This is a genomic window from Chryseobacterium sp. PCH239 (genome assembly GCF_018924625.1).
Classification (GTDB): Bacteria; Bacteroidota; Bacteroidia; order Flavobacteriales; family Weeksellaceae; genus Chryseobacterium; species Chryseobacterium cucumeris.
On sequence record NZ_CP073027.1, the window covers coordinates 3,362,468 to 3,385,713 of the forward strand.

Annotated in this window: 21 protein-coding genes; 8 read left to right on the forward strand and 13 right to left on the reverse strand. The window is 36.9% G+C overall.

What is annotated here, in order from left to right; genetic code table 11:
* The first annotated feature begins 101 nt into the window (after positions 1-101).
* The 8 genes from KBP46_RS15595 (at position 102) to KBP46_RS15630 (ending at position 7,178) form a co-directional block, all read left to right on the forward strand.
* The gene (locus KBP46_RS15595; protein WP_062672664.1) at positions 102-596 is read left to right on the forward strand and encodes a hypothetical protein; all 495 of its coding nucleotides are present in this window, start codon (positions 102-104) and stop codon (positions 594-596) included.
* A 30-nt stretch (positions 597-626) separates the two neighbouring features.
* Positions 627-1,454: a YoaK family protein gene (locus tag KBP46_RS15600; RefSeq protein ID WP_062672662.1), complete on the forward strand. Its 828-nt coding sequence runs from the start codon at positions 627-629 to the stop codon at positions 1,452-1,454.
* Positions 1,455-1,770: 316 nt separating this feature from the next.
* The gene (gene mutL, locus KBP46_RS15605) at positions 1,771-3,567 is read left to right on the forward strand and encodes a DNA mismatch repair endonuclease MutL (protein ID WP_120232269.1); all 1,797 of its coding nucleotides are present in this window, start codon (positions 1,771-1,773) and stop codon (positions 3,565-3,567) included.
* Between the two features lie 5 nt (positions 3,568-3,572).
* A complete protein-coding gene (locus KBP46_RS15610; protein WP_216443635.1) occupies positions 3,573-4,328 on the forward strand; it encodes a rhomboid family intramembrane serine protease in 756 nt (251 codons plus the stop codon).
* 9 nt (positions 4,329-4,337) lie between these two features.
* Positions 4,338-5,327 (forward strand): endonuclease/exonuclease/phosphatase family protein, encoded by a 990-nt coding sequence (locus tag KBP46_RS15615; protein ID WP_253297057.1) that lies wholly within the window; start codon positions 4,338-4,340, stop codon positions 5,325-5,327.
* A gap of 73 nt (positions 5,328-5,400) precedes the next feature.
* Complete coding sequence (locus tag KBP46_RS15620) at positions 5,401-6,372, forward strand: endonuclease/exonuclease/phosphatase family protein (RefSeq protein ID WP_062672656.1); 972 nt, start codon at positions 5,401-5,403, stop codon at positions 6,370-6,372.
* A gap of 4 nt (positions 6,373-6,376) precedes the next feature.
* Complete coding sequence (locus tag KBP46_RS15625; RefSeq protein WP_062672654.1) at positions 6,377-6,739, forward strand: hypothetical protein; 363 nt, start codon at positions 6,377-6,379, stop codon at positions 6,737-6,739.
* A 28-nt stretch (positions 6,740-6,767) separates the two neighbouring features.
* Positions 6,768-7,178 (forward strand): hypothetical protein, encoded by a 411-nt coding sequence (locus tag KBP46_RS15630; protein ID WP_120232267.1) that lies wholly within the window; start codon positions 6,768-6,770, stop codon positions 7,176-7,178.
* A gap of 71 nt (positions 7,179-7,249) precedes the next feature.
* Here the strand turns inward: KBP46_RS15630 and KBP46_RS15635 are convergent, their stop codons facing one another.
* From KBP46_RS15635 to KBP46_RS15695, 13 genes are all read right to left on the reverse strand, one after another.
* Positions 7,250-8,764 carry a GH3 auxin-responsive promoter family protein gene (locus KBP46_RS15635; RefSeq protein ID WP_216443636.1) on the reverse strand — a complete coding sequence of 505 codons (1,515 nt, stop codon included), beginning with the start codon at positions 8,762-8,764 and terminating at the stop codon, positions 7,250-7,252.
* Between the two features lie 105 nt (positions 8,765-8,869).
* Positions 8,870-9,280 carry a BrxA/BrxB family bacilliredoxin gene (locus KBP46_RS15640; protein WP_027372869.1) on the reverse strand — a complete coding sequence of 137 codons (411 nt, stop codon included), beginning with the start codon at positions 9,278-9,280 and terminating at the stop codon, positions 8,870-8,872.
* 451 nt (positions 9,281-9,731) lie between these two features.
* Complete coding sequence (locus KBP46_RS15645) at positions 9,732-10,178, reverse strand: GatB/YqeY domain-containing protein (RefSeq protein ID WP_062672649.1); 447 nt, start codon at positions 10,176-10,178, stop codon at positions 9,732-9,734.
* Positions 10,179-10,269: 91 nt separating this feature from the next.
* Positions 10,270-12,183 carry a cell division protein FtsZ gene (gene ftsZ / locus KBP46_RS15650; protein ID WP_062672647.1) on the reverse strand — a complete coding sequence of 638 codons (1,914 nt, stop codon included), beginning with the start codon at positions 12,181-12,183 and terminating at the stop codon, positions 10,270-10,272.
* 125 nt (positions 12,184-12,308) lie between these two features.
* Complete coding sequence (gene ftsA / locus KBP46_RS15655) at positions 12,309-13,694, reverse strand: cell division protein FtsA (RefSeq protein WP_120232264.1); 1,386 nt, start codon at positions 13,692-13,694, stop codon at positions 12,309-12,311.
* Positions 13,695-13,772: 78 nt separating this feature from the next.
* Positions 13,773-14,741: a cell division protein FtsQ/DivIB gene (locus KBP46_RS15660; RefSeq protein ID WP_216443637.1), complete on the reverse strand. Its 969-nt coding sequence runs from the start codon at positions 14,739-14,741 to the stop codon at positions 13,773-13,775.
* Positions 14,742-14,806: 65 nt separating this feature from the next.
* Complete coding sequence (gene murC / locus KBP46_RS15665; protein ID WP_216443638.1) at positions 14,807-16,165, reverse strand: UDP-N-acetylmuramate--L-alanine ligase; 1,359 nt, start codon at positions 16,163-16,165, stop codon at positions 14,807-14,809.
* A 143-nt stretch (positions 16,166-16,308) separates the two neighbouring features.
* Positions 16,309-16,602, reverse strand: a complete 294-nt coding sequence (locus tag KBP46_RS15670) for a GIY-YIG nuclease family protein (protein WP_216443639.1) — start codon at positions 16,600-16,602, stop codon at positions 16,309-16,311.
* 106 nt (positions 16,603-16,708) lie between these two features.
* Positions 16,709-17,803, reverse strand: coding sequence for an undecaprenyldiphospho-muramoylpentapeptide beta-N-acetylglucosaminyltransferase (gene murG / locus KBP46_RS15675; protein WP_216443640.1), 1,095 nt, complete (start codon positions 17,801-17,803; stop codon positions 16,709-16,711).
* Between the two features lies 1 nt (position 17,804).
* Positions 17,805-19,043, reverse strand: coding sequence for an FtsW/RodA/SpoVE family cell cycle protein (locus tag KBP46_RS15680; RefSeq protein WP_202842300.1), 1,239 nt, complete (start codon positions 19,041-19,043; stop codon positions 17,805-17,807).
* A 22-nt stretch (positions 19,044-19,065) separates the two neighbouring features.
* Entirely contained in the window at positions 19,066-20,403 is a 1,338-nt protein-coding gene (murD, locus tag KBP46_RS15685; RefSeq protein ID WP_120232259.1) for a UDP-N-acetylmuramoyl-L-alanine--D-glutamate ligase, read from the reverse strand.
* Between the two features lie 61 nt (positions 20,404-20,464).
* Positions 20,465-21,706, reverse strand: a complete 1,242-nt coding sequence (gene mraY, locus KBP46_RS15690) for a phospho-N-acetylmuramoyl-pentapeptide-transferase (protein ID WP_034693896.1) — start codon at positions 21,704-21,706, stop codon at positions 20,465-20,467.
* A gap of 77 nt (positions 21,707-21,783) precedes the next feature.
* A complete protein-coding gene (locus tag KBP46_RS15695; protein WP_216443641.1) occupies positions 21,784-23,244 on the reverse strand; it encodes a UDP-N-acetylmuramoyl-L-alanyl-D-glutamate--2,6-diaminopimelate ligase in 1,461 nt (486 codons plus the stop codon).
* Positions 23,245-23,246 lie beyond the last annotated feature (2 nt).

Genomic DNA, 23,246 nt, shown 5'->3' on the forward strand with positions numbered 1-23,246 from the left:
TCTCTTTAATCACATTTTAATTCCATTCCAAAGATCTTCTAATATGGTCGTTCTAGTTTTGTATCATCAAAAAGATAAACACAATACAAAATAATAAGAACATGACTAAAACAATTTTAATTGCAACAGATTACTCTCTTGAGTCATTGAATATATTGAAAAAAGTACTTAAAGAGAAAGATGCCGCTGAAGATCAAAACCAATATAACATTCTTCTGACTTCCGGGTATGATTCCGGAGATTCTATCAGAGATCTTTTGTTCAGTACCAAAACATCAGTTTTCAATAAAATAAGACCTACAGAATTCTGCGATGCCTTTGGAATTATCAGTAATAAATATCCTCACCTGGTTAATAAAATCATCTGTGATGTGTTTACAGGAAGTTTCCAAAGAACATTCAATCAATATGTAAAGGCGGAAAATATTGAGGAAGCTTACTATGCTCCATCTATTAAAAGCAAAGGAAAAGGCAAATTTGATCTGATTCCTTATATCAAAAAATGCAAAGAGCTGAAGTCTCATGAAATTGCCATCGAAGTAAGAGAAAAGCTTCCGGAAAGAGGAAGACTGGCAGAGATCTTTGTAGAGGTCTAAAGATTAAACACAATTTAAAAACGATTAAAAATGTTAAGAAATTATAGTAACAGCAGGACACTGGGAGACAATATCAGATTGGGGACGCTGACTGCCTTCACAGCAGGTACTATAAACATTGCTTCCCTATTGATATTTCTCTCTTTTACATCGAACGTAACGGGACACTACGCTATTTTAGCAGCGGAAATCAGTAAAGGAAACTGGACGCAGGTAGGAGTTGTAGGAGGATGGATCTTTTTGTTCTTCTTCGGAAGCTTTCTGTCCAACTTCATTGTCATCAATTTTAATAAGAAAAGTAAATATTTTGCCCATTCCATGCCCATTGTGCTGGAAATTATATGTCTCCTTTTTGTAGGTGTATACGGGCAGTTTTATTATCAGAAAACATTAGAAGAGACAGAATATTTAGTAGCATTGATGCTTTTCGCGACAGGATTGCAAAACGGTTTAACGGCAAGTATCTCCAATTTCTCTGTAAAAACAACCCACCTTACGGGAACAACTACCGACCTGGGAATTCTGGTATCCATGTTTACCCAGAAAAAATACAGGAGAAACGGAGAACTGATTGGCAGAGCAAAACTTCTGATGAGTATTATGCTTGCCTATGTAATGGGAGCTGTATTTTCAGGGTTGACATACTATTATCTGGAATTCAGAGTCTTCTATGTCATCAGTATATGTCTTCTGATTGTCATCGGGTACGATGCTTATAAAATTCATATCCGTCACTTCAACACGAAGTACAGATACAACAGGATTTACAGAAAGCCCAATATTTTTGCTTATCTGTATGAGAAAATCCACGGTATTCCTAAAAGAGAGAAGAAAAGAAAGCTTGTCTTTGAGGATTAAAATAGAAAAACACACTATTAATTTTTTGTATAAACTAGCTGTAAATGCCCTTATTTTGTTATGAAATAGGGGCGTTTTTCTGAAAAATCAACTTCTGGATCGGTATTTCTATTGTTTTTAATCATATTTTCATGTCTGTTAAAATAAAAGTTTCCGGATGAGACGGATCAACTTGCTAACGCCCTTCATTACAAACATTAAAAAAATCGGTTGGGGATAAATAGGTAAAAATGTTGATAATTAAATATTAAATCACGATTTTAGTATTTTAATTCCCGTTTTCATTGACTATTTTTGTAAGTTGATTTACGTTTTTATGTCAGATATTATTCAGCTTTTACCGGATCATGTAGCCAACCAAATTGCAGCAGGAGAGGTGGTGCAGAGGCCTGCATCCATCGTGAAAGAACTTTTGGAAAATGCTATTGATGCCGATGCAACGAAGATTGAATTGATCATCAGAGATGCCGGGAAAAACCTTATCCAGGTGGTAGATGACGGAAAAGGAATGTCCGAAACAGATGCCCGCATGGCGTTTGAAAGACATGCTACCTCCAAAATCAAAGGAACAGAAGATATCTTTAAAATCGCCACAAAAGGTTTCCGTGGTGAAGCACTGGCTTCTATAGCAGCGGTTTCCCAGGTGGAGCTCAGAACGAAACAGAAAGATACTTCGATTGGAACCAATATCTATATCGAAGGAGGGGTTTTCCAGTTTCAGGACCCGGTTCAGACAGCAGACGGATCAAATTTTTTAGTGAAAAATCTTTTCTATAACGTTCCTGCAAGAAGGAAGTTTTTGAAAAATAATAATATTGAATTCAGACACGTAATCGATGAATTTCAACGTGTTGCACTCGCTCATGAGAACCTTGAGTTTTCACTGTTCCATGATGACGAAGCTGTTTTCAGGTTGAGAAAAGGAAGCCAGATGCAGCGTATTGTGGATGTTTTCGGAAGAAAGCTTCAGCCGCTTTTAATTCCTATTAAAGAGGATATTATCTGGTGTAAACTGCATGGCTTTGTTGCCAAGCCTGAAGGTGCCAAGAAAGCAAGAGGCGAACAGTTTCTTTTTGTGAATGGGAGGTATTTCAGAAGTCCGTACTTCAATAAAGCCGTACAGGAAGCATTTGAAGGGCTTCTTCAACCTGGATATGTACCTTCGTTTTTCCTTTTCCTGGAACTTGATCCTGAGAAAATAGATGTCAATATTCACCCACAGAAAACAGAAGTGAAATTTGAGGACGAGCATCTTATTTTTGCTCTGCTCCGTTCCACCATCAAAAGATCTTTGGGAATTTATAATGTTTCTCCAAGCCTAGATTTTGATAGAGATCCTGAACTGGATGAAATGATGAATAAACCGATTCCCAGCAAAGGAAATGGAGGCGGGTCCGGCGGAGGTGTTTTTAAAATGCCTGAAATTATTGTAGATAAAGACTATAATCCGTTTCTGGAAGAAAAAAACGTAGTACATCCGGAGGAAATCCAGAATCTTACGGAAATGTATCATCAGAATATTACAGCAGAACCTTCAAAAATTAACCTGTTTGAAGATGAGGATTTTGATGAAGATCTGATGAGACTTCCTAATGGATACTGGCTTTTCAACAAAGGAGATGTCACCTTAATGCTGGATTTGGGAAGAATGCACAGACTATTGGTTTCTGAAGGAAATAAATCTACCAGAAAATCCAATACCAACAGTCATGCTCTTCTTTTCTCTCTGGAGTATCATATGAATGAAATTGAAAAGACAAAGTACAATTCAATCAAAAAATATCTTCCGGAATTAGGGTTTGACATGAAAATTGCTCATGAAAGTGTACTTCGAATAGATTCACTTCCTGAAGGATTGAAAGAAACCCAGGCCATGAAGTTCCTGGAAAACCTTTTTGAGATCCTCGACTACAAGACAGAAGAAGAATTTTTGCAGTATTACCATAATCAATGGAATAAAATGCAGTCGAAGTCAAGATTTGACTTTATTTATAAAAAAGATGCGGAACAACTGATTAAAGACTTTACAGCATTAGGCTTCCCGGAATTTTTACCGGACGGTAAAAGATGCTTTTATGAAGTTCCGTTTAACGACTTTAAAAACAAATTTTAAAGAATATGTTTAACAATATACCGCCAATAACAAGGAACATAATCATTATAAATGTTATAGTGTACCTCATATCTAATTTTATTTTTAAAGGATTATATGATTCTTTGGTAGGTTATTATCCTTTTTCTCCACTCTTCAAATCATGGCAGGTAATTACGCATATGTTTATGCATGCTTCTCTTGATGAACCTGGAGGGATCATGCATATTTTATTTAATATGTTTACTTTGTTTAGTTTTGGACCTATTTTGGAACAGACACTGGGAGATAAAAAGTATCTGATATTGTACTTCGCAAGTGGTCTTGGTTCATTTTTCTTGTTCAATCTGTGGAATTTTGTTGAGATTCAACAGATTGTTTCTGCGTTGGAAAGCTTAGGAGTAAATGCTTCAGAAATTTATTCGAGGGTGTCCCTTAACACGGCTGAGTATTTAACATTCCATGCATCTAGCCAGGAAGCGCAGAATTTATCAGATCAGCTTTATAGAGATTTAAGATCTCCAATGTTAGGAGCTTCCGGAGCTATTTTCGGTGTAGTAGCTGCTTTTGCCACATTGTATCCGGATGCAAAAATCGGAATTATGTTTATCCCTGTTCCTATGAAAGTAAAATATCTTTTACCAATTATTGTTGTGATTTCAATATATCTTGGGGTGTCAGGAAATGGAGGAGGCATTGCCCACCTTGCCCACGTTGGTGGTGCTTTGGTTGGATGGCTGCTGGCAAGAATTTGGAAAAAACATTTGTACCGTTTCAATTAAAATAATTTTGTGAAGATTTTCCGACTTATCGTATTAATTATCCATCTGGGAATTTTATTTCTGCTGTTGGGTACTTTATTGAATGCTTATGTACCTCCAAAGATTTTTCCATGGTTTAATCTGCTTTCCTTAGGTTTTCCTGTGCTTATTATAGTATATGTGATTCTTACAATTTTCTGGGTATTCAGCTGGAAAAAAAGAGCTTTTGTATTTATGTTTGCTGGGTTAGCATTTATAAATCCTGTAAAACGTTGGGTTAACTATTCTGATAGGAAAGGAGGTTCCGAAATAAAAGTGGTTTCTTTCAATACCAGAGCTGGAAGAGTAGGAAACAAAGAGCTCGAACCCTATCTGAAGTCTCAAAATGCAGATGTTCTTCTTTTACAGGAGGATGCGGGTATCAAATATCAATTTGAAGGCTATAAAAAAGCAAATCCCGGAGGAGGCTTAACAATTCTGACCAGGCACAAAATCTTGAAACAGCAAATTATAGAGCCACAAGATGGAGAATTAAGAATTCCTGGTTTGCTGGCTGATATAGAAATTAAAGGCAAAACCTACAGGTTCATTGATGTCTATCTCAATCCTTTTCGCTTTCAGAAAGAAATGGTGAAACTTAACGGAGATACCGATAACGACGAACAAAAAATAAAAGATGTTGTTAAAAGGCTGATTCCCACCTTTAAAAAACATCAGGATCAGGTCACACTTATTCGTGAAGCTATTGACAATTCTCCTTATCCTGTAATTCTAGCGGGTGATTTTAATTCTGTACCCAATTCTTACGAATATTATCATTTATCAGAAGGGCTTGAAGATGCATTTGTGGAAGCAGGAAGAGGAAGTGCAACCAGTTTTCACGATTATAAATTTCCCATTAGAATAGATTATATTTTCTCTTCCAAAACTGTAAGGGCAATATCTTATAAAGTTGACCGTTCTGTAAGTATTTCAGATCATTATCCTGTCACAGTTAAGTTTTCTACGGAAGGCAAATAATCATAAAAATAGTTAAAGTTATCTGCTTGGTAGGATTTTTGTTGAAAGAAAACCGTACCAAGACCGTTTTTTCATGAAGTCGAACCAGATATTACTATTTATACATATCGTTATTGCTGTATTGCTGTTATGCACATTGGGGAATGCATGGATTCCACCTAATATTTTAGGCAACCTGAATCTTCTGTCTCTTGGTTTTCCTTATCTGATCCTGTCACACCTGCTTCTTACACTGATCTGGATCGTAAAAAAAGAAAAAATTGCGATTGCTTTTGCACTGGGTACACTTATTTTCTACAATCCGATCAGACGATGGGTGAACTTTTCTCCCAAAACAGAAAATTTAAAAACAATACGGGATATTAAAGTATTGACTTTTAATGTGAAATACGGAGAATATGGCTGGGATAAAGTAAAAGATTATATCAAAGCACAGGATGCAGACATTATTCTGGTACAGGAAAAAGATACAAACCGTGTTATAAAACGTGATCTTATAAAATATCCGTCAGTTATTCTTAAAACTAAGCATAAAATTGTAAGACAAGCGGAACTTATTGATGAAAAGGCTCGCGGAAATTCATTCTATGCTGATATAGACATTAATGGGAAAGTAATCAGAATTATTAATGTGTATCTTGAACCCTTCAGGCTTCATAAATCGATGTTTACGAAACTTGATAAATTAGGTTTGGGAAATGTTTCAACATTACTTTCTCATATGACACCGACCTTTCAGGCACATGAAGATCAGGTAAAAAGAATTAGAAAAATGATAGATTTATCTCCTTATCCTGTTATCCTGGCAGGAGATTTTAATTCTGTTCCTAATTCATACGAGTATTATAATCTTGGAAAAGATCTCCAGGACGCGTTCTTAGTAGCAGGAAAGGGTAGTGCAAGCAGTTTTCATGATTATAAAGTCCCGTTAAGGATTGATTATATCTTTACTTCAAAATCAATCATTCCTTTAAGCTATAAAGTAGATCAATCTGTGAAATTATCGGATCACTATCCAGTAATTGCAGAATTTCTGTTAAATTAGTTCCATGAAAAATTTACTGGCTGCGATTTTTGTTTTTACCATTCTTTTTACTGCGTGTTCCAAGAAAGAATCTCCGGGTTTTGGGGCTGAACAGGAGGTGAGAGTACGTTATGATACAACTGCTGTTGACTCCTTTTCTACAGGAGCTGTTTCAGTGGATATTGCACGAAAAATAAGAATGTCCTCTCCTCAGTATCTTGATTCTGTAAAACAGGCTAGAAAGCTGCAGGAGGAAGAAAATAAGCTTAAAGCAGAGCTTGAAAAGGAAACCAAAGCAAAACAGGAAGAGGAAAAGAAAAAAGCAGAAGCTGAAAAGAAACTGAAGGCAACAGAAAAACCGGTAACACCGGAAATCAAATCAGAATAAATCTAAATTCCATTAAAAAATAAACAATATGAAAAAACAAATTTTAGCTGCAGTGGTGATCTCAATATTCACTGTAGCATGTACAAAATCAACAACAAAAACAGAACAGGTAGAAAATCCTGACGGGTCTACTACCACAACCACAACTACTACTACCGAAACACCGAACGTTGTGGATACTGCAAAAATCAACAACGCGAAAGAAGACGTTAAGGCTAAAGTAGATGAAGCAGGCAATAAGATTGATGCCGCTGCTCAGAAGGCGAAAGATAAGATTGATGCCACTGCAGATAAGACAAAACAAGATCTTAACAAAGCAGGACAGGATATCAAAACTGAAGCTAACAAAGTAGGGCAGGATGCAAAAGAAGCTGCTAAAAAAGGAGCTTCAAAAGTAGAAGAAGCCGCGAAAAAAGTAAAAGAAGATTTAAGCAAATAAATAATAAAAGCCGTAGTTCAATAGAATTACGGCTTTTTTATATGCAATTGAGAGTTAGGAATCTTTCTCTCTTATTTATTCATTTCCAATAATGGATCAATATATTCTCTGTCATTGCTTAACCTTGGTACTTTATTTTGTCCGCCTAGCTTTCCTTTAGCTTCCAGCCAGTGATAGAACAGATTTTCTTTTGCAATATGTACAATCGGTCTTTTAAGAGTCATATTGTTGTATCTTTTCGCTTCATAGTCTGAATTGATGGTCTTTAAATGTTTATCAAAAGCATCAATAAAATGATCCAGATTATCAGGATGCTGACTGAATTCAAAGATCCATTCGTGGGCACCACCTTCATTTCCTTTCATAAAAACAGGAGCTCCTGTAAAGTCTGTGATTTGTGCTCCTGTTAATTCGCAGGCCTTTGAAAGGGCAGATTCCACATTGGTGATCATCAGTTCTTCCCCAAAAGCATTGATATAATGTTTTGTTCTTCCTGTTATTTTTATTCTGAAAGGATTGATCGAGGTAAAGACAACGGTATCGCCAATCAGATATCTCCACAATCCTCCATTGGTGGTGATTACCATTGCGTAGTTTTTCCCTACTTCCACATCTTCCAGACTTACGACTTTCGGATTTGAAAAATGAAACTGATCCATAGGGATAAACTCATAAAATATTCCATAATCCAGCATCAGCAGCATCTCATCACTATCTGATCTGTCCTGGATACCAAAGAAGCCTTCGGAAGCATTGTAAATTTCGTAGTAATTGATGTTTTTTCCGATGATCTGTCTGAATTGCTCCCTGTAGGGCTTAAAGCTGATTCCACCGTGAAAAAACACCTCTAAATTAGGCCACAGCTCAGAAATACTTTCTACATGAGTTTCCTTTAATACCCTTTGAAGAAGAACCATCATCCAACTTGGTACTCCAAGAATACTTCCTACATCTTCATTTTTTACTTCGGAGGTGATTGCTTTAAGCTTACTTTCCCATTCTCCCATCAAAGAAACTTTCTTACTCGGAGTGGTGGTGATTTCTACCCAAAAAGGAAGGTTATCAATGAGAATAGCAGACAGATCTCCGAATTTTGTATTGAAATCAGCGTACAGCTCAGAACTTCCGCCTAAACGTAAGTTTTTATAATTAAAAAGCTGGTTTTCAGGGTGGTTGTTGGCGTAGATAGAAACCATATCTTTTCCGGCTTTCATATGACAGTATTCAAGGCTTTCTGCAGAGATCGGAATGAATTTGCTTTTAGCATTGGTGGTACCCGATGATTTGGCAAAATGTTTTATGAGACCTGGCCAGCTTACATCTTTATGGCCTTGTCTTGCTTTCTCAATAAAAGGTTCCATTTCTTCATAGGTAACAATAGGAACTTTGCTTTTAAAATCCTGATAACTTGATATTGAATTGAATCCGTATAGTTTGCCATATTCCGTGTCTTCCGCATGAAACAACTGAGAAAAGAGTATACCTTTCTGGGTTTCAATAGGATGGTCCATGAAATTCTGTATCTGGTCAATCCTTTGACGGATGAACCAGTTGACTACGGTATTGAAAAGTGCTTTGGTTGCCATTTCAACAAATATAATGATATTTGAATTTTCAGAAAATTTTTTACGTGATTAAATAAAAAAACCGTTACAAATTTTGTAACGGTTTGATATTTAGTTTATTGATTCTTAGCAATATTCATCGTAAGCTGCCTGAAGGTTAGCTGCGATAGCTCCTGCAGGGTTTCCTTCAATGTGGTGTCTTTCCAGCATGTGAACTAACTCACCATCTTTGAAAAGTGCTACACATGGAGAACTTGGAGGGAATGGAGCAAGGTGTTTTCTTGCTTCTACTACAGCCTCAGTATCAAATCCTGCAAATACAGTTGTTAGATGATCTGGTTTTTTGTCTCCCGTTAAAGAGTATACTACTCCCGGTCTTGCAGCACCTGCAGCACAACCACATACGGAGTTGATGACCAATAATGTGGTTCCGGATTGTTTTAACGCATCTTCTACCTGAGCAGGAGTTGTTAAATCCTGAAAACCTTTATCTGTAAGCTCTGCCTTCATAGGCATTACTAAATCTGTTGGATACATATATTTTGTTTTTTATCTGTACAAAGTTAAGCAATTCTTTGCGTTTGTTCAATATATAAAAACTATCAATTGATTAGTCATATAAAATTAACCAAGTATTAATATTGTAATAATATTCTAAAAAAAGTGAATTAACACTAGGAATAATAAAATATTATTATTAAATTTGAAATGATTCTGAAAAACAAACGACCGTGAAAAAACATTTGAAGCTTTCCCTCAAGCAATCAATCACTTAAATACTCTCTGAAATATGGTAGTAGCTTAATTCTCTTTCAGTTTAGAATCAAACTGATTAACAAACTTTAATATCCAAAGAAAGTGAAGCCCGGAACTGTTCAGTTCCGGGCTTCTAATCAAATCGATATGCAAAGGTTGTATATCCTATAGTTATGGAGTGAGAATCGTTTTTAAACTTTGAAATGAATCTAAGTTTAAAAACATATCACCATTAAGAAAGGAGCTTTTTAGCCATCTCAGAAATACTTTTTCCGTCTGATTTTCCGGCTAATGCTTTTGATGCCACTCCCATTACCTTCCCTAAATCTTTAACAGATTCAGCTCCGGTTTCAGAAATAATATTTTTAATTTCTGTTTCTAATTCTTCAGCAGAAAGCTGTTTAGGTAAGAATTGCTCAATAACTTTCATTTGAGCATCTTCTACTTCTGCAAGATCATTTCTTCCCTGTGCAGTAAATTGATCGTAAGAATCCTTACGTTGTTTTACCATTCTCTGAAGAATAGCAATTTCCTGTTCTGCTGTTACTTCAGCTCCGATAGCTTCCGTTTTAAGCAGTAATATCTGAGATTTCACAGCACGCAGAGAATCCAAAGCCACTTTGTCTTTGGCTCTCATTGCTGTTTTTATAGCTTCGTTTATTGTATTTTCTAAACTCATGGTTTCAAATTTAACAATGTATCAATGTAACAGTTTACCAATAAATGTCTGGTAATTGTTACATTGGTACATTTCTACATTGTTATATTATTTAGTCTACATCTTTATTTAAAAATCTGTTTTCTCTGATCTGCATGGATCCATTGTTATCAGACAGATAAGTGTTGATGTTCTGGTCTGATGCATTGTTTCCGTCGATCGAAATATTTTTTCTTTTAAAAGCAGGAATAGATTCGAATTCACTTGTGCTGTCAAAATTCTGGTAGCGGGAGTTGAATTCTTTTAATTTATTTCTTCTTTCAATTACTCTGTCCTGATCAATCGTTTTATTCACGAAAGTGAATTCTGATTCTTCAGTTTTTGGAGTCTCAATTTCCGTTTTGTGTTCAAAAGTTGATCTTGTTTCAACCTTTGGCTCTTCCTGTTTCTGGTAGAACGTTTCAATCTTTTGAGCTGGTTCAGCTACCGCAGCATTGGTAGGAGTATTAAACTCTGCTTTTGGCTGCCCGAAATCCTTACTAGGCTCGTTTCTGATAGGCTCGTTTACAAAGAAGCTGAACTCAACAGGTTTTTCATTTGAAAATGAATTGTTGAAGGAAGTTCCGGATTGTGGTTCCTCTTTTTTGTTTTCAAAATCAAATGAAAAAGACTGGATCTCAAGATCGTTAGGATCATCATGTTCCTCATCAATAGCTAATAAGCTATATTCTTCTTCTCCTTCTTCTTCATTTCTCCAGTTTTGTTCCGGTGTATTTACTGTATCTTCCTCTTTATCAAAGAATTTGATTTCAGTTCTTGGCTGCTCTTCTTCAATAATCATTTTTTTTTCAGCAGAGGTCACATTGAACGGAGTGTCGTGATCTTCGTCATCCAGCCTGAAAAGGTTTTTTCCTCCAAAATCATGCGTTGTCTCAGGAGCTGATTCTCTTTCTTCTCTTGTTTTGAAAGGAGAGTTTTTAGGTGCTTCAAAACTGTCGTTAAGACTGATTCTGATTTTCTCAGTAGGTCCTGCGAATTTCTTATTATCATTAGAGAACCCTGTTGCAATTACAAGAACACTTACTGCATCTCCTAATTCTTCATCTGCACCCACCCCGAAAATGATATCTGCAGTGTTTCCTGCTTCTTTCTGGATGTGGTCCATAATGATACCGATCTCATCCATGGTAACTTCTTCAGCCCCACTTCTGATCAATAACAATACGTTTTTAGCACCTGTGATCTTGTTATCATTTAATAACGGAGAATCAAGGGCTTTTCTTACAGCTTCTTCAGCTTTATTTTCACCTGAAGCTGTTCCAGTAGACATCAATGCAGTACCTGAATTCTGAAGTACAGATTTAGCATCTCTAAAGTCAATGTTTACATCAAAGTAACCTGTAATAACTTCTGCCATACCTTTTGCAGCATTGGTTAACACTTCATCGGCTTTTGAGAATCCCTGCTTGAATCCAAGGTTTCCGAATTGCTGTCTTAGTTTATCATTGTTGATGACAATAAGCGAGTCAACATTGTTTCTTAATTTATCCAGACCGTTTTCTGCCTGCTCCAACCTTCTTTTCCCTTCAAAGCTGAAAGGAACGGTAACAATACCTACGGTAAGAATTCCCATGTCTTTCGCTACTTTAGCAATGACAGGAGCGGCTCCGGTACCTGTACCACCACCCATTCCGGCAGTGATGAACACCATTTTGGTGTTTTGACCCATAGCAGCTTTGATATCTTCAATACTTTCGATGGCTGATTTCTCACCAACTTCAGGATCGGCACCAGCTCCAAGACCTTCTGTGATAGAAGTTCCCAACTGAACTTTATTGGCTACCGGGTTATTATCTAAAGTCTGAGCATCTGTATTACAAATCACGAAATCAACTCCGTGGATTCCTTTCTCGTACATGTGCTTCAGAGCGTTGTTTCCACCGCCCCCTACACCGATTACTTTTATAATGGATGAATTTCCTTTTGGCAAATCAAATGAAAATCCTTGTGTACCTATATTTTCCATAACTATACTTTTAATAATTGATAAGTGATAGATGATAATTGATGAATGATATTCGTCTTTAATTTAATAAATATTAATCTATTTCAGGTATCATTGATCATTAATCTTTTATCATTTATATTTATTTACTCTACTTCTTCAAAGAATTTTTTTACTTTTTCCATAAGCGACTGCCCGAAGGTCAGTTTCGCTTTTCTGTTCTCTTGCTTTTCATTTTCAAAAGACTGCTGCTCCTGAACCGGGGCTGCCTGCTGAACGGGTTGAGCCGTTTCTGCCTGTGCTGCAGTGACTTCCGGTTTTGGCTGCTCTGTAACAACTTCTACAACTTCGTCAATATTCTGTTTTTTGTCTCTGATCTTTAAACTTTCCATCAGTAATCCGATAGAAGTAGCAAATTCAGGGCCTTTCAGATACTGATTTTTATCATTGGCGATATATTCATTCGCAAAACCGATTCTGCTGTCAAAACCTGTTGTATAATTGGCCAGCTGACGAAGGTGTTTCAGGTTTGAACCACCACCCGTAAGAACAATTCCGGCAATCAGTTTTTTCTTTTGTTCAAAAGCACCATAAGCCTTCAGTTCTGTATTTACCATTTCCAAAACTTCTTCTACTCTTGCATTGATGATCTGCGCTAAAGTTTTTAAAGAAATCTCTTTGTCCGGTCTTCCGTGAAGTCCGGGAATGGTTACAAAAGTACTGTCTTTTTCTAATTCGGGAACAGCCGAACCAAATTTTACTTTCAGTTGTTCTGCATGTTTTTCTATGATGGAACAGCCTTCTTTGATATCTTCGGTAATAATTCCGCCTCCGTATGGAATCACACAGGTATGACGAATGATATTATCTTTAAAGATTGCAATATCTGTTGTACCACCACCAATGTCAACAATGGCTACACCGGCTTCTTTTTCTTCTTTTGTAAGGACAGCTTCAGAAGATGCCAATGGTTCTAAAGTAAGGGCTTCCATTTCTAATCCGGCTTCACGAACGCATCTTGCAATATTTCTGATGCTGCCCATTTGCCCTACTACGACGTGGAAGTTGGCTTCTAAACGTTTTCCATGCATTCCGACAGGTTCCTGAATTTCCCCCTCGGAGTCCACTTTATATTCTTGAGGAAGTACGTGGATAATTTCTTCTCCAGGAAGCATAACCAGCTTTTTTACCTGATCTTTTAATGCTTCGATGTCATCGTCTGTAATAAATTTATCAGGATGTTCACGCATAATATAATCGGAGTGCTGCAGAGAACGGATGTGTTTTCCTGCAATACCTACCGTAACTTTGCGGATAGGAACTCCGGCGCTGGATTGTGCTTCGGATACTGCAGCCTTGATTGAATTAATGGTTTGTGAAATGTTATTCACAATACCTTTATGAACACCAAGACTCTTAGCTTTTCCTACACCGAGAACTTCTATCTTCCCGTGTGCATTCCTTCTTCCGACAATCGCGACTATCTTCGTTGTCCCGATGTCCAGACCTACTGAATACTCTTGATTTTCCATTTTATATCGATTTGATTTTTTCTACTTTTTTATCTATAAGGATAGGCTCCTATTTGTGTATTAAATGCCCTGAGGGACTTATTCTATTTTTACTTTTGCCTTAGGCTTGGACTGCGCCTTGACGGGGGGCTTTTTCTCTGCTTTTTTAGTTTCTTTTGTTTGTCCTTTCGGTTTGGTACTCTCTTTCGGTTTTACCGAGGTGGAGCTGGTCTTTTTTACCTCTGCTATTTTGGGTTTAGCTTCCGTCTTTTTAGCGGCTGTTGGGGAAGGAACTTTTGCCAATTCCATCTTTCCTGCCTTTAAAATACTGTCATTTTCTTTAAAATAAGGGTTTAAAGTAGTGACAATCTGATTCTGATATTTCACCGAAACCATGCTGTATTTCTGAGGATCCTGATACACAAGATATTTTTCCACAAACGTTTTAAATCCTTTTACTTTAAAATCAATATTATCAAGGTCTCCAATTTCCACTCTATAATTTCCTTCACTTGTCAGAAGGCTATAGCTGTCTTTACTTTTTGAGATTCCGATAAAGTATTTCTTACTGAAATCATCTTTATCAATTTTTTCTACCAGTTCTGCCAGCTTCTCATATTCATCAGGATTTACGTTTCCTGTTACCAGCATACATGGGTGAGAATAGGTTCTTGAAATAGGGAATTCAACTCCTTTCTCATCCACATAAAAGTCTTTTCCGTCTTTATTTAATCTGAAAACAGGCACTCTCTGTTTGATATCCAGATTCAGCTTTCCGTTCAGGTTCAGATAAACATTGGCGCTGTCTACCGCTGGCAGGGAATTGATCTTTTTTTCCAAAGAAGGAATATTGAGATCTCCCACTTTTCCTGAAGGATTTTCTTTTTTTACAATTTCCCTGATATCTTTTTCATCAACAAAATATACCGGAGTTTTCTCGTTCATTTTTACAGAAATCTTGTTATCCGTAATCTGCTCACGGCTGAATCTCCTCAACGAGAAGCTCAGTAACAATCCCAGGATAATTACGGTGACAACAATTTTTAATATTCTGTATTTATTTTTCATACATTTTTTGTATTCATGTATTTATGTAAAATGTATTCATGAATACGTAAATACATTATTACTTTTTACAATTTATTTATCCATTCACAAATAGGATCATACAGAGTGTCTATATTTCCTGCACCTACCGTAATGAGAATGTCAAAATCTTTTTCTTTTATTTTTTCAAAAGCACCGGATAATGTTGATACTTCTTTTTTATCTAATGTTACTTTGTCCAGCAGCCAGCTTGAAGTGATTCCTTCAAAATTTTCCTGAAGTTCTCTTGCAGGGTAAATATCAAGAAGAATAAGTTCATCCGCTTTGCTTAAACTTGCAGCAAACCCATCTGCGAAATCTCTTGTTCTGCTGAAAAGGTGAGGCTGGAAGGCTACCAGAAGTTTTTTATCCGGATAAAATGTTCTGATTGAGCTCATTACAGCATTGATTTCTGTAGGGTGGTGAGCATAATCATCAATGTAAATTTTACCGTTTTGATAAATATGTTTGGTATATCTTCTTTTAATTCCCTTAAAATTGGCAATTGCTTTTTTCAGCGTATCAAAATCTGCGCCTAAATTATGCAGGATAGCCAGTGCTGCAGTGGCATTTTCCACATTATGAATTCCCGGAATTTCCCAGACAAAATCTTTTATTGTTTCCGTTGGAGTATGGAAGTCAAAATAAATTTTATCATGCTCCATACGCAGGTTGTCTGAATAATAATCTGCAGGCTCATTTACCGCATAAGTTTGATGCCCTCTGCCAATTTCCAATCCTTTTCTTACAAAAAGTTGTTTGTCTTGAGGAACTAAAGCTGCAAACTGTCTGAATCCTTCTTCAATATGATTAATGTCTCCATAAATGTCCAGGTGATCTGCATCTGTAGAAGTTACTACTGCCCAGTCCGGAGAAAGGTTCAGGAAGCTTCTGTCATACTCATCTGCCTCTACTACAGAATAGGTAGAACCGTTGTACAGGAAGTTGGATTTAAAGTTTTCAGAAATTCCTCCCAAAAAGCATGAGAAAGGAAGATCGGCCTCTTTACACAAATGAGCTACAAGGGTAGACGTGGTGGTTTTCCCATGAGTTCCTGCAATGGCAATACAGTCTGTATTTTCAGTAATTAAGCCTAAAACTTTAGCACGTTTTAAAACTTCAAACTGATTTTGATTGAAATAATCCAATATTCCAAGCGTTTTGATAGCCGGAGTATAAATTACCAACGTATCTTCTTTCTGAAGGGAAGTAATCCTTTCATCAATAAGATCTTCAAAAACAATATCAATGCCTTCATTCATCAGATTCTGAGTAAGCTTTGTATTGGTTTTGTCGTAACCCAATACTTTTTTTCCGGATGCATTGAAATAGCGTGCCAATGCACTCATTCCTATACCTCCGATTCCAACGAAGTAAAAAGTCTGATATGTTTGTAAAATGTTCATTTATATTTTAATCTTTAATAACTCTTTAATCAGTTCAGAGTTTTATTACTATATTTTGTATTATAAGGCTTTCATCAACTTACGCTAGTGACTCGTTAATGAATTAAATTTTAACGGTGTCAGGCTGAGCTTGTCGAAGCCTTCTAATCTTTCATCCTATTTTTTGATAGCAGTGGTAATAAATCCCAGTTATCATTTATTATTGCTTCTTTCTTTTTCCTACTCCAGCCTTTAACTTGTTTTTCAAATCTTATAGCTTGATTAACATCATTAAACTCATGGTTGAAAACAAGTTCCACAGGTTTTCTTGTATACGTGTAACTTTCAGAATTTAATCCGTCATTATGTTCGTTAATTCTTCTTTCCAAATCATTGGTAAAGCCTGTATAGTAAGAATTATCGGAACATTTTACAATGTATACATAATATATTTTCATTCATTAGTGTTTGCTTACTGGCCCTTCGACAAGCTCAGGGTGACACCTCTAATACTAACTGTTTTATTTACTCATGTCAGGCTGAGCTTGCCTAAGCCTTTCCTAATTATTTTATTACTTTGAAAATCTCGTCTACAATCTCTTTTGCAGCATTTGGCTTGGCAAAATATTTCAGATTGTCGGACATTTCTTTTCTTATCCTTTCATTTTCGCAGATTTCTGATAATGTATTCCAGAATTTTTCCTGCATTTCAGAGTCTTTTACCATTCTGGCAGCATTTTTTTCAACCAGGTTTATGGCATTTTTGGTTTGATGGTCTTCCGCTGCAAAAGGGAAAGGTACCAAAAGCACCGGCTTTTGTGCTACAGCCAACTCTGAAATGGCAATAGCTCCGGCTCTGGAAACAATGATATCAGCTGCTGAATACGCCAGTTCCATGTCTTTGATAAATTCTTTCAAATGAATGGAAGCTGGAAGCTGGAGGCTGGAAGATAATTCTTTGTAATCCAACTTTCCTGTTTGCCAAATTAATTGATATCCTTTTTCTTTCAGATTCTCAATATTTTCTTTCCAGGCATTATTCAATGTTCTGGATCCCAAAGAACCTCCTACAGAAAGAATCGTAAGTTTATCTTTATCCAGTCCCATTTTCTCTTTTGCCTGAGCGGTTTCCTGCATTCCTGAAACAATATTCTCACGAATCGGATTTCCCAGAAACTTTATTTTCTCCGTTGGAAAACCTTCTACTTTAGGATAAGCTGTGAAAACGGCTTTCGCTTTCTTGCTTAAGATTTTATTGGTAACTCCTGCATGAGCATTCTGTTCCTGAATAAAAATCGGAATTCCCATTTTACTCGCTTCATAAAGCGCGGGTCCGCTGGCAAATCCTCCTGTTCCTACAGCAAAATCAGGAGCGAAGTTTTTGATAATCTTTTTAGACCTTGATAAACTTTTCAGAATCTTAAAAGGAAGTCCCAGGTTGGATAACAGATTACCTCTGTCGATTCCTGCGATATCAATTCCTTCAATTTTATAGCCTGCCTGAGGAACTTTTTCCATTTCCATTTTTCCATTGGCACCAATGAACAAAAATTCTGCATCAGGAAATCTTTTTCTGATCTCATCAGCAATGGCAATGGCAGGGAAGATATGTCCTCCTGTTCCTCCGCCGGATAATAATATTCTTAATTTTTTGTCCATTTTAAGCGATATCGTTTATTTCTGCTATACTTTGTTTTTTGCCCATTCCTTCTTCGTCATAAATCTGAATTCTTGAGCTTATATTTAAAATAATACCTAACTGTAAATAAGTCACCAGCATTGAGGTTCCTCCGTAACTGATCAAAGGCAGCGGCTGTCCTGTTACCGGGATGAGGTTTACAGCAACGGCAATATTTACCGAAAGCTGAATGAAGATCATTACCCCGAGACTGAGCACGAGCAACGATCCGAAAAATGCCGGCATTTTACTGGCGATCATCACAATCCTGATCATCATAATCAGGTACAAACTGATCAGAAAAGCGGCTCCAATCACCCCATATTCTTCTACAATCACTGCGAAAATAAAGTCGGAGGCAGATTGCGGAAGCATTTGTTTCAATGCACTTTTCCCTGGGCCCATTCCGGTAATTCCGCCGTGTACAATGGCTGCTTTGGCCTGCATTACCTGATAATTTTTTGCTTTTACGCTTTCATCATCTACATCTGCTGTTTTGGCTTTGCTTGATGTAAAGGTTTCAATACGGCTCATCCATGTGTGAACACGGTTTCCACCGATCATATTGGTATTTAAGGCAATCAATAAAAAGAACACAATGGCTACAAATGATGCGGAGATAAATCCTGCAATGTATTTCCAGTGAAGCTGTCCTATTATGAGAACCACTACGGAAACCATTAAAATCATTAATGCCGTTGAACCGTTATCTTTGGCTACCAATACAAAAACAAGCAGGATAGGCCCGAAAATATACATGATATTCTCTATCGGAAGCCTTTCCCTGGTGATCTTTTTGGTCAGATACCTGCACAGATAGATGATCAGCATTAAAAAGGCAAATGATGAAGGCTGGAAAGAGATTGGTGTTCCCGGAATTTTCAGCCATCTGGAAGCACTTGCTCCATCAATGGTTTGTCCGGTAAACATGGTAACAATCAACAGAATAATCATCAGGCCGAGCAGGATACTGCTGAGCTTTCCGATGTATTCATATTTTATAGTTCCTACCAGTCTCATAATGGCTAGTCCCAGAACTACAAAGAACATATGTTTGATAACGTGGCCTGTTGTGGTCCCGTTATTGACAATGTATTCGAGATTTGAACTTGCAGAGTATACCGGGAAAATAGAGAAAATGGAGATCACAAGGATGACCATCCAAAGTACTTTATCGCCCTTTAGAAATTCAAATCTGTTTTCTGTGTTCTGTTCGTCCATATTTAATGCTATTGGCTAATGGCTAATGGCCATTGGCATTTAATACCTGTTCTTTAAACTGGCGTCCTCTGTCTTCATAGCTTTTGAACAAGTCAAAGCTTGCGCAGCATGGAGATAATAAGACCGTGTCGCCTTTTTTAGCCAGTGATTTTGAAATTTTCACGGCTTCTTCCATACTTGAAGTATCATAAATAAGCTCTTTTTTATCTTTAAAGAAATCGATGATCTTCTTGTTATCTACTCCAAGACAAACAATTGCCTTTACTTTTCTTTTGACTAAATCTTCAATTTCGGTATAGTCATTTCCTTTATCTAAACCGCCAACAATCCATACGGTTGGCGTTTTCATGCTTTCTAAGGCATAGTAAGTAGCATTTACATTGGTTGCTTTACTGTCGTTGATGTATTTTACGTTATCAATTTCAGTAACGAACTCTAATCTGTGCTCTACGGCCTGGAAGGTCATCAATGAATGTCTGATGCTTTCATTGTTGATTTTTAATATTTTACCGGCAATAGATGCTGCCAGGCTGTTAGCTACATTGTGATTTCCCAGCAGAGACAATTCATCAACTTTCATTGCGAATTCGTCTTTCATTTTTACCACAATTTCATCATCATTCACAAAACCCCCTTCCGTTAATTTCTCTTTGGTTGAGAAAGGAATCATTTTCGCCTTTATTTCAAGCTTTTCAAGAAGATTTTTACTCATTTCATCATCCTTGTTGTAGATGAAGAAGTTATCATTCTCCTGATTTTCTGTGATTCGGAATTTGGCCAATGCATATTCTTCATAATTGTAGTTGTACTGATCCAGGTGATCCTGAGACAGATTCAACAATAAAGAAATATAAGGTCTGAAATTCTGAATATCATCCAGCTGGAAAGAGCTTACTTCCAATACATAATATTCATGGTTTTCATCTGCTACCTGCTTGGCAAAGCTGTATCCTATATTTCCTCCTAAACCTACATTCAATCCGTCATTTTTCAGGATGTAGTAGATCAGTGAAGTTGTGGTTGTTTTTCCGTTGCTTCCGGTAATGGCAATGATCTTTGCATCTGTAAATTCTGAAGCAAATTCAATTTCAGAGGAAAGTCTGATTCCTTTTTCATGAATTTTATTGATGATATCAGCCTTTTTCGGAATTCCCGGGCTTTTTACGATCCAGTCAGCATTTAAAATCCTTTCTTCATCGTGGTTTCCTTCTTCAAATTCAATTTCATTTTCGGTAAGAAACTGCTTATAGTTATCCTTAATGGCTCCTTTATCTGAAAGAAATACTTCCAGACCTTTCTTTTTAGCCAGATAAGCAGCTCCGCATCCGCTTTCTCCACCTCCTAAAACAACTATTTTCATATTATAAAAGCTTTATGCTATAGGCTTTAAGCTTTATGCTTATTGCTTACAGCTTTTATTTTTATCTCATTTTTAATGTGATCAGACATACAATGGCCAGTATTACTCCGATGATAATCATTCGGTTCACGATTTTACTCTCGTGGAAACCTTCTTTCTGATAATGATGGTGTAATGGTGACATTTTGAATAGTCTGTTGTTTTGAGCATATTCCAGCCCATATTTTCTTTTTCTGTATTTGAAAACAACTACCTGAAGCATTACAGACAGGTTTTCAATTAAGAAGATTCCGCATAATACAGGAATCAGCAATTCTTTTCTTAAAATAATGGCTAAAACAGCAATTACTCCTCCCAGCATTAAGCTTCCGGTATCTCCCATGAAAACCTGTGCAGGATAAGTGTTGTACCAGAAGAATCCAATTACAGCACCTACCATTGCGACTGCAAAAATGGTGGTTTCCCCCATGTTGGGAAGGAACATGATATTGAGATAGTCTGCAAAGATGATGTTCCCGGAAAGGTACGCGAAAAGAGCCAGCGTGAGCAGTATAATAGCACTTGTTCCTGCTGCAAGACCATCAATTCCGTCGGTGATGTTGGCTCCATTGGAAACGGCTGTTACAATGAAGATTACAATGGGAATAAAGACAATCCATGCCCACTCATGGGCATCTTTATCATTCATCCAAAACAAAATTCCACTATAATCGAATTCATTATTTTTTGCAAAAGGAACAGTGGAAACGGTAATTTTTTCTGTAGGCATAAAGTTTTGCTCTACATTGTTCCTGTTCACTACTTTAGCATCTGCATATTTTCTTTTAACGGTAATATCCGGGTGGAAATACATTGTAATTCCGACAATTAGCCCTAATCCGACCTGTCCTACAATTTTGAATTTACCACTTAAACCGTCTTTATTTTTTTTAATCTTCTTTAAGTAATCATCAAGGAAACCAATAGCACCCATCCAGAACATAGAAACCAACAGCAGCACAATGTACACATTGGTGATTCTTGTAAACAGCAATACAGGAATGATGGTTGCCAAAATAATGATAAGCCCTCCCATGGTAGGAGTTCCTTCTTTTTGTTTCTGCCCATCCAATCCCAGATCACGCACCAATTCTCCCATTTGTTTTGTTCTCAGGTAATTGATTACTCTTTTTCCGTAGACAAGAGCAATAATCAATGAGAATAGTACAGCCATTCCGGCACGGAAGGAAATGTATTTCAACAATCCTAATCCCGGAACGTGAATTCCATGGTTGGTTAGATATTCGTATAGATAGTATAGCATAGTTTCAATTGTTAATAAATGATCATTGATAATTGATGAATGATTGAACAATTATTCTTTCAGTTATCATTTGTAATTTATTTGCTCATTAATTTCCAAAGCTCATTAATTACTTCTTTGTCGTCAAAATGATGTTTCACACCATTGATCTCCTGATAGTTTTCGTGTCCTTTTCCGGCAACTAAAACGATATCTTTAGGTTCTGCAAACTTGATGGCCATTTTTATGGCTTCTTTTCTGTCCGGAATTGAAGTGTATTTACTGAAGTTCTGTGGTTCAACGCCTGCTTCAATTTCTTTGATGATCTGTGCAGGATCTTCTGTTCTCGGATTGTCTGAAGTGATGATTGCCAGGGTTGATTTTTTAGTGGCAATATTTCCCATTTCAGGTCTTTTGGAGTGATCTCTGTCTCCTCCGCAGCCGAATACGGTGATTAATCTTTCGTTTTTGGTTCTGATATCGTTGATGCTGTCCAGAATGTTTTCCAAAGCATCCGGAGTGTGTGCATAATCTACGATAAAGAAAATTCCACCATCGGATTTGAAGGTTTCAAATCTTCCGGAAACTCTTTTTAATTTGCTGATAGCCTGAAGAATTTCATCCTGCTCAAAACCTAGTTCAGCAGCAATTCCAAAGACAAGCAGTAAATTATATACATTGAATTTCCCGGTCAGTGTCGTCCAGAACTCTTTTCCGTTGAAGTTCAACAGCATTCCGTTGAAATCCACTTCCAATAATTTCCCGTGATAGTCTGCCATGGTTTTCAAAGCGTAAGACTTCTTTTTAGCCTTGGTGTTCTGAAGCATGACATTCCCGTTTTTGTCATCCACATTGGTGATGGCAATAGCGGTATCTTCTAATTGATCAAAGAATCTTTTCTTTGTTTTTAAATATTCTTCGAACGTTTTATGATAATCTAAATGATCATGAGTAAGGTTGGTGAAGCCTGCTATTTTGAAGTGTAGTCCTTCAATTCTATTTTGGGCAATTCCGTGTGAGCTTACTTCCATGAAAGCAAATTCGCATCCTTTTTCTACCGCTTCCGCCAAGATCCTGTTGATGGTAATCACATCAGGAGTGGTGTGGGTTGCCGGAATAACTTCTTCACCAATTCTGATTTCAACAGTAGAAAGTAAAGCGGCCGGATATCCAAGGTTTTTAAAGACATCAAAAAGAAGGGTCGAAACGGATGTTTTTCCGTTAGTTCCTGTAACTCCTATCAGTTTTAATTTCTGAGAAGGGTTTCCGTAGAAGTTGGAGGCAAGATGACCTAATGCCTTAGATGAATCTTTTACCTGAACATAGGTTACATGTTCCACCAATGTTTCAGGGAATTCTTCGCAAACAATTGTGGCAGCTCCTTTTTCAATAGCAGAGGCAATGAATGAATGACCATCCACTACTGTTCCTCTCATGGCAATATAAAGAGAGTTTTCTGTAACCTTTCTGCTGTCGATCACCAATTCAGTTACCTCACGGTTATTATCACCGTGGATTTCCAGTACTGGGATTCTGTTTACTAATTCTGTTATAATCATCT

Bases quoted from the DNA above. Each gene is read 5' to 3' on its own strand.
- KBP46_RS15635 (WP_216443636.1), bottom strand. From the start codon at position 8,764: ATGGCAACCAAAGCACTTTTCAATACCGTAGTCAACTGGTTCATCCGT.
- mutL (WP_120232269.1), top strand. From the start codon at position 1,771: ATGTCAGATATTATTCAGCTTTTACCGGATCATGTAGCCAACCAAATT.
- murD (WP_120232259.1), bottom strand. From the start codon at position 20,403: ATGAAAATAGTTGTTTTAGGAGGTGGAGAAAGCGGATGCGGAGCTGCT.
- murG (WP_216443640.1), bottom strand. From the start codon at position 17,803: ATGGACAAAAAATTAAGAATATTATTATCCGGCGGAGGAACAGGAGGA.
- murC (WP_216443638.1), bottom strand. From the start codon at position 16,165: ATGAACATTTTACAAACATATCAGACTTTTTACTTCGTTGGAATCGGA.
- KBP46_RS15595 (WP_062672664.1), top strand. From the start codon at position 102: ATGACTAAAACAATTTTAATTGCAACAGATTACTCTCTTGAGTCATTG.
- KBP46_RS15620 (WP_062672656.1), top strand. From the start codon at position 5,401: ATGAAGTCGAACCAGATATTACTATTTATACATATCGTTATTGCTGTA.
- KBP46_RS15640 (WP_027372869.1), bottom strand. From the start codon at position 9,280: ATGTATCCAACAGATTTAGTAATGCCTATGAAGGCAGAGCTTACAGAT.
- KBP46_RS15660 (WP_216443637.1), bottom strand. From the start codon at position 14,741: ATGAAAAATAAATACAGAATATTAAAAATTGTTGTCACCGTAATTATC.
- KBP46_RS15610 (WP_216443635.1), top strand. From the start codon at position 3,573: ATGTTTAACAATATACCGCCAATAACAAGGAACATAATCATTATAAAT.
- KBP46_RS15695 (WP_216443641.1), bottom strand. From the start codon at position 23,244: ATGATTATAACAGAATTAGTAAACAGAATCCCAGTACTGGAAATCCAC.
- ftsZ (WP_062672647.1), bottom strand. From the start codon at position 12,183: ATGGAAAATATAGGTACACAAGGATTTTCATTTGATTTGCCAAAAGGA.
- KBP46_RS15670 (WP_216443639.1), bottom strand. From the start codon at position 16,602: ATGAAAATATATTATGTATACATTGTAAAATGTTCCGATAATTCTTAC.
- mraY (WP_034693896.1), bottom strand. From the start codon at position 21,706: ATGCTATACTATCTATACGAATATCTAACCAACCATGGAATTCACGTT.
- KBP46_RS15645 (WP_062672649.1), bottom strand. From the start codon at position 10,178: ATGAGTTTAGAAAATACAATAAACGAAGCTATAAAAACAGCAATGAGA.
- KBP46_RS15630 (WP_120232267.1), top strand. From the start codon at position 6,768: ATGAAAAAACAAATTTTAGCTGCAGTGGTGATCTCAATATTCACTGTA.
- ftsA (WP_120232264.1), bottom strand. From the start codon at position 13,694: ATGGAAAATCAAGAGTATTCAGTAGGTCTGGACATCGGGACAACGAAG.
- KBP46_RS15680 (WP_202842300.1), bottom strand. From the start codon at position 19,043: ATGGACGAACAGAACACAGAAAACAGATTTGAATTTCTAAAGGGCGAT.
- KBP46_RS15600 (WP_062672662.1), top strand. From the start codon at position 627: ATGTTAAGAAATTATAGTAACAGCAGGACACTGGGAGACAATATCAGA.
- KBP46_RS15625 (WP_062672654.1), top strand. From the start codon at position 6,377: ATGAAAAATTTACTGGCTGCGATTTTTGTTTTTACCATTCTTTTTACT.